The organism is Nonlabens dokdonensis, from assembly GCF_002162835.1.
GTDB lineage: Bacteria > Bacteroidota > Bacteroidia > Flavobacteriales > Flavobacteriaceae > Nonlabens > Nonlabens dokdonensis_B.
This window is the reverse complement of sequence record NZ_MAAX01000034.1, coordinates 1-9208: the sequence shown is the minus strand read 5'-3', so window position 1 is coordinate 9208 and position 9208 is coordinate 1. Positions and strand designations below refer to the sequence as shown.

8 protein-coding genes and 1 pseudogene are annotated in these 9208 nt (G+C 36.8%); all 9 read right to left on the bottom strand.

Annotated features, from left to right (window positions below; all coding sequences use genetic code 11):
* Window positions 1–1349: acyl-CoA dehydrogenase family protein (locus A9Q93_RS02150; RefSeq protein WP_303685739.1), on the bottom strand; the 1349-nt coding region annotated here is incomplete at its 3' end.
* 279 nt (window positions 1350–1628) lie between these two features.
* Complete coding sequence (locus A9Q93_RS02145; RefSeq protein ID WP_303685738.1) at window positions 1629–3488, bottom strand: M1 family metallopeptidase; 1860 nt, start codon at window positions 3486–3488, stop codon at window positions 1629–1631.
* A 74-nt stretch (window positions 3489–3562) separates the two neighbouring features.
* Window positions 3563–4204, bottom strand: a complete 642-nt coding sequence (locus tag A9Q93_RS02140) for a hypothetical protein (protein ID WP_303685737.1) — start codon at window positions 4202–4204, stop codon at window positions 3563–3565.
* A gap of 152 nt (window positions 4205–4356) precedes the next feature.
* Window positions 4357–4860 (bottom strand): toxin-antitoxin system YwqK family antitoxin, encoded by a 504-nt coding sequence (locus A9Q93_RS02135; RefSeq protein WP_303685736.1) that lies wholly within the window; start codon window positions 4858–4860, stop codon window positions 4357–4359.
* Between the two features lie 22 nt (window positions 4861–4882).
* Window positions 4883–5896 carry a methylmalonyl Co-A mutase-associated GTPase MeaB gene (meaB, locus tag A9Q93_RS02130; protein WP_303685735.1) on the bottom strand — a complete coding sequence of 338 codons (1014 nt, stop codon included), beginning with the start codon at window positions 5894–5896 and terminating at the stop codon, window positions 4883–4885.
* Window positions 5897–6316 carry a hypothetical protein gene (locus A9Q93_RS02125; RefSeq protein ID WP_303685734.1) on the bottom strand — a complete coding sequence of 140 codons (420 nt, stop codon included), beginning with the start codon at window positions 6314–6316 and terminating at the stop codon, window positions 5897–5899.
* 184 nt (window positions 6317–6500) lie between these two features.
* Entirely contained in the window at window positions 6501–6845 is a 345-nt protein-coding gene (locus A9Q93_RS02120; protein WP_303685733.1) for a DUF3140 domain-containing protein, read from the bottom strand.
* Window positions 6846–6976: 131 nt separating this feature from the next.
* Window positions 6977–7576, bottom strand: a complete 600-nt coding sequence (locus A9Q93_RS02115) for a hypothetical protein (RefSeq protein WP_303685732.1) — start codon at window positions 7574–7576, stop codon at window positions 6977–6979.
* 44 nt (window positions 7577–7620) lie between these two features.
* A pseudogene (gene secA, locus A9Q93_RS02110) lies at window positions 7621–9208 on the bottom strand (preprotein translocase subunit SecA); the annotation flags it as partial.

Genomic DNA, 9208 nt, shown 5'->3' with positions numbered 1-9208 from the left:
GCCATATTGAGCGCTTTTTTAGAAGCAGTATTTCCTGCCATAGGAACACATAAACGACCACCTACTAAAGTACCCAACATGGTAAAAAATCTTCTCGATGGGCTTATTATGGGGCTAAAATATTGTCCGTCTTCATCAATATCGCCAAATTTATTAAGCAAGTTCTCTTTAGGTATACGTACAGAATTGAAATGCAAGGTTCCATTATCTACACCATTTAATCCCATTTTATGACCATTATCACCTATGGTAATCCCTGGCATTGCATCACCTTGTTTATTTCTTATAGGGACAAGAAAAGCATGAATTCCATGCTCTTCTCCATCGACAATCAATTGTGCGAAAACGGTAGCCATTTGTGCATGCATCGCAGCATTACCTATGTACGTTTTTCTATCGTGTTGCGATGGTGTGTTGATAATAAAGCTATTACTTTCTGGCTGGTAAATGGCTGTAGTTTGTAGTGCTTTTACATTACTACCATGGTGCATTTCTGTCATGGCAAAGCAACCAGGTAAAGACATGGTACCTATGTCTTTTAAATATTTATCGTGATGATATTTAGTCCCAAGAGATTCCACACTACCACCGAACAGTCCAAAGTGAACTCCAAACTTTATGGTAAGACTCAAGTCGTATTTAGCTAGTTCTTCAAAAACAGCAGCGTATTGTACCATAGAATCAGATCCACCATAAGCGCTAGGGTAAGCTAGTTTTCCTAAACCAGCATCGGCAAGTTCTTTAGTCCATTTAAAAACTTTCTCTTTGCGAGTAATCAAGTCGTCATCATAACTTTCTATAGCTTCTTTATGTGGATCTAGAATATTTTGAACTCTAGCTTTTAAATCTGCATTATTATGTTGTAGTAAAGTTTTTAGAGGTAAAGAGTAATCGTTTGAAGGTTTATTTAGGTTAAACGATTCCTTGAGCGGTAAGGGATTAGTTTCATATACTGATCGTATTGCCTCATGACTTGCTACACCTAGATAATTTTCTATATGAGTAAGTGATTCTTTAGTTTGATCATTGATCCATTCTTCAGAATCTGGATTTTTTGCTAGTTTTTTACCTAATGTAAATAAATCCATTTTTGCAGCTGGATCTAGCAAATCTGCATGATCTTTGATGTAGCTTTTCCAGTAGGCTAGTTCTCTTGCAGATGGCGGTATATCTGGATTTAACCATTTGTAGATAGATTCTTTTACCTCAGGTTGTATCGTTTCATTTTTCTCAAATTGCTCTTTTATATATGAGATTTCATGTTCTTCCAGCACATCATCAGCCCATGCGATGTATAATAAGGGTAAAAATGGTAAAAGAGAATCTTGAATAGATATAGCTGTTTTCATAATGCTTGATTTGTGAATCGCAGGTTTAACTGGTAGTAAGATACCTTTCAATTCTAAATTATAAGCCTTATAAAATCTTAAAACTATTAGTAGAATTTAAATAGCACTGCATCGATCCTATCCGTCTTTGACTCTATCAAGTCAAATCCACCTTTCCTTTTCCAAGGAAAGGAGTTTTTAATAATGAGAATGTGAAAAACTCCTCGCCTGAGAACAGGCGAGGTGGGATTTCGCAGAAATCTCGGAGTGGTTGAAGGATGCTAGTTTTGAGAGAAATCTCTATTCTATTCCCAACATCTCATCCACTGTATTTGCGGTAACACTATGGTAATTGCCTCTTGCAGTTTTGTAAATTTCTTTGGCTTCTTCTATTCGTTCCGCTTTCGCGAAAGCGGAAAATAAAGTAGTTACATACCATCTTCTACCTACTGTATTTAGAAACTCAGCGATCTTGGTGTCGACATTGTTACCATGGTAGCCGTTCAAAATAGATTGCTCGTACCAAACCATAGTAATATAAGAGTTCGTAGAATCGGTCAAGTTGAAAGTGTCATCCAATTGCTGCATTTGGGCTACAGAAATATCGGTTGGGAAATTACGGACGAAGTGCACCCATTCTTGTGGTGTCCAATTTTCGGTTTTTGTAACTTCTATTTCATTAGTTTTTAAAAACTCTTGTAGCGTTTTCTCGACATTAGAAAAGGCGTCAGACTCTATGATAGCAGCATTTTCTGGTACACCTGGCTGGTAAATCCATTCTTCTGTATTGAAGGTGATGTTGTTTTTATCTAATAAATTCTCGTTGAGGTAAGTGATGAAATCCTCTGTGTTTGTAGTAGAAAAAGCATTCTTTTTAAAGTAGGATTTTAAGAATGCATCCATGTTGTCACGTCCTTCTTTTTCTTCTAGCGTGCGTAAAAACAGATAGCCTTTATCATAAGCAATACTGTTCATTCCATCATCTGGATTGCGACCTTTTAAATCTAACTTCAACTTAGTATCATTAGGCGATTCTTTTAATGCTTCTAGTTCATCTTCAAGATCTTGTCTACCTATTAAGGCGAGCATATTAGCACGATCTTTTCCGTACAATGCTTCCATGATTCTAATCTCAAAATAAACGGTAAAACCTTCATTAAGCCAGAAGTCGTTCCAAGTGGCGTTGGTTACTAAATTTCCTGACCAAGAATGCGCTAACTCATGCGCCACCAGCGATGTCAAACTTTTATCGCCTGCGATAACCGTAGGCGTCGCAAAAGTCAATCGCGGATTTTCCATACCGCCGAAAGGAAAACTAGGTGGCAATACAATCACATCAAATTGATCCCAATCGTAATCGCCGTATAGATTCTCTGCTGCCACGACCATTTTCTCCATATCTGAAAACTCTTCATGGACTTTATTAAGCATTGATTTCTCCGCATAAACACCAGTTCTCTCGCTTATCGCTTTATACTCGATATTACCTACAGCAAGTGCGATTAAATATGCCGGAATAGGTTGTTCCATTTTAAATTGATAAACACCATTTTCGTTCTTTTCCTTAGGATTCTCAGCACTCATCACCGCCATAAGTTCTTGAGGAACTTTTACAGTAGCGTCATAAGTAATACGTATTTGCGGACTGTCCTGAATAGGAATCCAAGTGCGCGTTAAAATCGCTTGGCCTTGCGTGAATAAAAATGGATGCGTTTTATCTGCCGTTTGTTGAGCAGTAAGCCATTGTAGGGCTTCTGTTTGTGCAGTGGTAGAGTAGGTGATGGCGATTTGCTTCGTGTCTTCTTGAATGGCAACAGTTAACGGTTGTCCTAAAGATTCATCAAAATCACCTAAATCAAATTCAGTTTGCTCACCATTTTGAGTAACGTTTTCAATCTCTAAATATTTACTGTCTAGAATGATTTGATTGCTATCACTGTTCTCAATATCATAAGTTGCTGTACCACTAATTACATGTGTTTCAAAATTTACATTAATGTCTAAATCTAGATGAGTAATTACCGCATTATTAGGTTGCGCATAGGAATGGGATTCTTCTAGGTAGGTATTTGAATTCTCCTCAAGTTGTTGTGATTGTTTGTTTTCATGGCAGCTTAGCGTTAGAATGCTAATTACTAATAGGATGAAGTACTTTTTCATTTAAAGTGTTTTATAAGTGTTTGGTTAAAGAAAGAGGAGTTGTGTAAATCAGAATTATTCCTAGATGAATTTTATCAAAAATTCGTGTTTTTTTTCCAATTCAGTTTGGTTAGTTTCCCAACTTCATCTCTTTTCAAAAATTCTGTGTCTTTATCATACATTTCTCTCCATTTTGAAAACAAATGACGTGATTTTAAATCTTTAGTAAAAATTGAATGTAAAATGTTCTGATCAATGTACCAGTAATTTTGCGCATTATTTATTCTTTGATTAATACAATCATGGATATTGCAAGCTTGACTTAGAAGATTTACTACCTTTTTCCAATCAATTTTATGCGAAACTCTAGTAGATAGTAAGTGTCCAACATACTCATTTCGTATGTTCAAAATTTTAAGCTCTTCAAATAATGCTTTTGCTGGTTTTAACGTTAGATTAAAATCTTTGAGAATCTGCTCGTTTTCCAATGGATAATATTTTAGAATTCTATTAATCTGATTGAAGGAGTAATCTTCCTTATGATGAAATAGTTGTGTTAAATTTATGATTGCGTTATTTTTTAGAACTTGGTATATAAACCATAAATCTTTTGGTTGTTTTTGATTTGTTTCTTCTAAATATTCCGGAAAACTAGTGAGGTATTCTACTATTATAATAGTGTTTATTATAATCTTTGTTTGTTGTTCTAAAACTATATTTAAATTGTTATCAGTCATTCAAATTGGTTAACTTTACTTAAATGTCCAATAAAAACTCCAACAATTCCTCAGCCGTATTAAAAGGACATTTCTTTTTATTTAACACTTCTTTTTCTAATACGGCTAGTTTTGCGATTACTTCTGACTTATTATAGAGGTTGTTTTAAAAACTACAACGTAAAATAACGCTTACTCACAACATTTCCTTCACGATCATAGAAAAGCCAAGTTCCAACTTTACGTTTTAAATGGACATAATTACCTGAAGCTTTTACACTTCCATCTTCATAGAAAAGTTTTGCAGGGCCTTCGGTTTTATTGTTGACATAAGTTCCCTGAGATTCTTTGCTGCCATCAGGATTGTAATTGATCCATATGCCATTTCCTATTCCGTTAACAAATTGCTGAGCACTTTCTAATTCTCCGTTATCATATCTTGCACACAACCATCCTGTGTAGGGTCTTTTACTTCCTTTTTTAAAATATTGCTGGCCGTATTCGCCGCCATAAGTCACAGTAGCATCGTTCATGGAAACCATTCCAGTTTCTGGTAGAGTAGTGGTAGCGTCATCCATGGAAACCATTTCTGATTCATTAGGTTCTTCTTCGCTATTTTTATTTTGCGCGCAGCCTAGCAGACTTACTAAAAAGATGAGTAAGAATAAGTTTTTCATAATTCTGTTTTTTAATAGTTCATCACAAACCCAACAATTCACCAGCCGCATCAAATGGACTTTTCTTTTTATTTAATACTTCTTGTTCTAGAACTGCCAGTTTTGCGATCATTTCTGGACGGTTGTAGAAGTTGGTTTTAATGGCGTCTTCTATGGTTTGATGGAACCAGTAGAGTTCTTGCGAATTGCGTTTTTTGGTAAAGCTTTGGTTATCGGTTGCGTGTTCTTTGTAACTGTCAATTTCTTCTATGACTTCTGTAATTCCTACGCCATTTAAACCGCTACAAGTCAATACTTGTGTAGGCCAGCCATGATCTTTTTGCGGCATGAGGTGAATCGCGTTTTTAAATTCCCGTCGGGCATGTTTTGCGGCGGTTTGGTTCTCGCCATCTGCTTTATTGATGATGATGGCGTCTGCCATTTCCATGATGCCTCGTTTGATACCTTGTAAATCATCGCCAGCGCCAGCGAGTTTAAGTAATAAAAAGAAATCTGTCATGGAGTGGACGGCAGTCTCGCTTTGTCCTACGCCTACGGTTTCTACGATGATAAAATCATATCCTGCAGCTTCACACAAGATGATCGCCTCGCGCGTTTTGCGTGCCACGCCGCCTAATGTTGTTCCTGCTGGACTAGGTCTTATAAAGGCTTGGTCGCTTTTGACTAGTTCTTCCATTCTGGTTTTGTCGCCCAGAATGCTGCCTCGTGAGATGTTGCTGGATGGATCTATGGCGAGTACAGCGACTTTTTTGCCGCGTTCTATGAGCTGTCTTCCCAGCGATTCTATAAAGGTAGATTTTCCCACGCCTGGCACACCGGTAATTCCTAATCTAAAGGATTTTCCAGACTCTGGTAAGGCTTGTTTTATGATCGCTTTCGCGAAAGCGGAATCACCACCAGCTGTACTTTCTACTAAAGTAATCGCACGACTCAACGCGCTAACTTGACCAGAATGCAGCTCGTTAAATAACTCATCTACGTCAAGCTTTTCCTTCTTGCGTCTAGCGTTAGGATTTATATGTGAGTTGGTAGCCAATTAAGCCGTCGGATTTTTTTTCATACCGATTCTACCACCTAACCAAGCCATAGGGATGTACGCAACCAAAATGTCTAGAGCGGTAAACCAAGTAGGACCTGGTAACATGTAGTTGACAGCAATGCCACCTAGCAAAAACAATCCACCTACGATCAACGCCATTTTCATATGATGTGATACAGCAACTTTTGCGGCGATCAATGCACCTACTAGTGTTCCCAAGGCATGGGCTAAAAACGGAAATAAAAAATACTTAGGTTCTAAATCTGGCATAACGCCAGCGTAGGCATCCATATCATTAATGTCGATTCCAGGAACAGGGAAAAAGCTATGACCAGCATTGATCAACAGCATGTTCACTACACTTCCTACAATCCAGCCTGCAACAACAGCGATAATGTTTCTAACAATAGGGTTCATATGGGTTGGGTTTAGGATTTAAAAATACTAATAATAGTTGTTACTACAGCCAAACCTCACAGGTTTCCAAAACCTGTGAGGTCGAATTTTAAATGAAAAAATTTCTATAATGCTTAACCCCAAAGATTTCAAAAAACTTTGGGGTTAGCTACATTATTTCTTGGTAAATCAGAGTTTATTTTAATTAACAGTCCATTTCTTTACATGGGTCGTGTCCCCAATTTTTTAAACTGTATCTCCAGTCACTTTCTTTGATATCGCTTTTAGGCTTTTGCGCGCTATGTCTATGCACATAACCTATAACTTCATTCATGTGATCGTAATTAGTATCAGTAAGCTCGTCTTTCTTTTTTCTTTTGATCTTGATGATTTTACGTCCAGATTTATGACCTATGGACTCGCCATCGCCGCTGTCTTTTCCCACGCTTTTTGATTTGTCGGTATCGAGCCAATCTTCTAACTCGCTAGGTGTCATGTTGACGACGTTATAAAATTCGTCGTAAGTTTCATCTTTGGTTCTATCGCTCATAATTTTTTCTTTTAAGATAGAATCTTTTTACAGCTCCAGCTGTTAAGGACTTTTGAAATGAGATAATTTTAACGCCTAGCTTCTTAGATTTCAAAAGCTTCTAGGTATGCGACTCTCAAAGGGAAATGGTATTACAGTAAATAAAGGTAGCTATAGCTATTGCTATCTAAATTCAAAAAAAGTTGCCATTGATTGTTATGATGTATCTCTATCATATCTTCACAAAAATTGGTACCAGCATCATCAGTCGAAGTGTTGTAAGTTTCACTATTATAGATCACCGCATTAATTAATATAATCTTTTCACCATAATTATTAATGTAAGGAATATATTGAAAAAAGTAGTTAGATTGAAAATTTGCGGTTTTAATCCCATCAAAAACTCCATTCTTTACAGCTGTATCATACAGAGTTCTCATTTGTTTCACTTGTTTTGTAGTAGGTTTCCAACGATTTTCAGTTACTTTTTGAGAATCAAGTTTAAGTACGGCATTTACTAGAAAACATTCGTTTGCATTTAGTTTTAATTCTTTAGATATTTTATTATTTGCTTTTGTGGTCTTGTTTTCTTGTCCTAACAAATTTTGATGGAGTAAAATAAAGACTATTATTAAATAAGGATAAAAAGACAAATGTTTCATAATCAAATATATGCAAAATGCCTCACTTTTCAGTAAGGCATTTTTGATGTTCTCGCTTTCGCCCTGAGCTACCTCAGGATAAACTTCCATTAAAAAAAATGGAAAGCGGAATAATTATAATTCTTAGAAATTAATTAAGCTTTCTTTTCTAAAACCCATTGTCCATTATTAATTAAAGGAAGTGCAGCTTTATACTTCACTTCTTTAGTCTCACCGTTCATGATGTTCTTGATAATAACTCGATCGTTACGACCTATTTTAGGCTGGTCGCGTACAATAGTTTCAGTCACCTGAGGTCTTTGTTGCTGGCGACTAGCACCTGCGCCCACAGCTCTTGCTTGTGCTGCTTGTTCATCACTATTTAGAACTTCTTCTTTTTGAGTACTGGTTTTTACTGCCTGACGTTGTCTCGCCTCACTTATTGCATCAGCATCTCTGGTAGGAAGATCTCCTTTAAACATGAAACCAATAACATCTTTGTTAACCTTGTCAATCATAGATTTGAACAACTCAAAAGCTTCAAATTTATAGATTAATAAAGGATCTTTTTGCTCGTGTACGGCAAGTTGAACACTTTGCTTTAATTCATCCATCTTGCGTAAGTGTGTTTTCCACGCATCGTCAATGATGGCTAAAGTGATGTTCTTTTCAAAATCTGTCACTAGAGAACGTCCTTCAGAATCGTAAGCTTCTTGTAAGTTAGTTGCAACGTTTAGAGTCTTGATACCATCAGTGAAAGGGACTGCGATGCGCTCAAAATTGCGCTCGTCGTTTTCCATTACATTTTTGATAACAGGAAATACCTCAGAAGCGGTGCGTTCCATCTTTTGTTTATAATGCTCATAAGCTGCTTTGTAAACAATATCAGTAACAGTTTTACTGTCTTTAGATTCAAATTCTTGCTCCGTAATAGGACTACTCATAGAGAAGAAACGAATCAATTCAAATTCAAAATTCTTATAATCTTGTGCTAGTTTATTACCTTCAGTAATGTTTTCTGAAATGTCATAAATCATGTTTGCGATATCCACAGCAAGACGATCACCGAATAATGCGTTGTGACGTCGCTTGTAAATTACTTCACGTTGCGCGTTCATAACGTCATCATACTCTAGTAATCTCTTACGAACACCGAATGCATTTTCTTCTACTTTAGTTTGTGCACGTTCAATAGACTTTGAAATCATAGAATGCTGAATCACTTCACCTTCTTTCATTCCTAGTCGGTCCATAGTTTTTGCCATACGCTCAGAACCGAAAAGTCTCATTAAGTTATCTTCTAGAGATACATAAAACTGAGAACTTCCAGGATCTCCTTGACGTCCGGCACGACCACGTAGTTGTCTATCTACACGTCGGGAATCATGACGCTCTGTACCGATAATGGCAAGTCCACCAGCGGCTTTTACTTCGTCAGATAATTTAATATCCGTACCACGACCAGCCATGTTTGTGGCAATCGTAATTTGTCCTGGATTTCCAGCTTCTGCAACGATATCTGCCTCACGCTTGTGTTGTTTTGCATTTAGTACGTTGTGTTCTATTCCTGCTCTTTGTAGCGTTCTACTTAATAATTCAGAAATATCAACTGAAGTCGTACCTATTAATACTGGACGACCAGCTTCTTTTAATTTTGTTACTTCTTGAATTACTGCGTTGTACTTCTCGCGTTTTGTTTTATAAACTAAATCTTGTCTATCATCTCGCGCGATAGGTCTATTA

What these genes read in the sequence shown, in the direction of transcription:
- A9Q93_RS02145 (WP_303685738.1), bottom strand. Translation starts at nt 3,488, where the DNA reads ATGAAAAAGTACTTCATCCTATTAGTAATTAGCATTCTAACGCTAAGC.
- A9Q93_RS02140 (WP_303685737.1), bottom strand. Translation starts at nt 4,204, where the DNA reads ATGACTGATAACAATTTAAATATAGTTTTAGAACAACAAACAAAGATT.
- A9Q93_RS02135 (WP_303685736.1), bottom strand. Translation starts at nt 4,860, where the DNA reads ATGAAAAACTTATTCTTACTCATCTTTTTAGTAAGTCTGCTAGGCTGC.
- A9Q93_RS02125 (WP_303685734.1), bottom strand. Translation starts at nt 6,316, where the DNA reads ATGAACCCTATTGTTAGAAACATTATCGCTGTTGTTGCAGGCTGGATT.
- A9Q93_RS02120 (WP_303685733.1), bottom strand. Translation starts at nt 6,845, where the DNA reads ATGAGCGATAGAACCAAAGATGAAACTTACGACGAATTTTATAACGTC.
- A9Q93_RS02115 (WP_303685732.1), bottom strand. Translation starts at nt 7,576, where the DNA reads ATGGAAGTTTATCCTGAGGTAGCTCAGGGCGAAAGCGAGAACATCAAA.